1 pseudogene is annotated in these 346 nt (G+C 56.1%); it reads left to right on the plus strand.

The features are described from left to right. Nucleotides 1-346 (plus strand): annotated as a pseudogene (locus MDHKLMBL_RS20740) (MBL fold metallo-hydrolase); the annotation flags it as partial.

Genomic DNA, 346 nt, shown 5'->3' on the forward strand with positions numbered 1-346 from the left:
CTTTCATCTGCGACCGGTCGGGCACATTCTCGGGGCGGCCTGTGTCATCATCGAGGCGGAAGGTAAATGCGTCGGTTTTTCCGGCGATGTGGGCCGCCTCAATGATATTTTCATGAGGCCACCGGCACCCCTGCCAGCACTCGACATGCTGATGCTGGAATCAACATATGGCGATCGTCGCCACGAAGACGTGGATTTGCTGTCACAACTGGCGGACATCGTTAACGAAACGGTCGACAAAGGGGGCAATATACTGATTCCGGCCTTTGCCGTGGGCAGAGCGCAGGTCTTGCAACATATGCTCACCGACCTGATGAAGGCGGGACGAATTCCAAGGTTGCCAGTT

Origin of the sequence: Marinobacter flavimaris, from assembly GCF_002933295.1 — a bacterium.
In the GTDB taxonomy this organism is placed as follows: domain Bacteria; phylum Pseudomonadota; class Gammaproteobacteria; order Pseudomonadales; family Oleiphilaceae; genus Marinobacter; species Marinobacter flavimaris.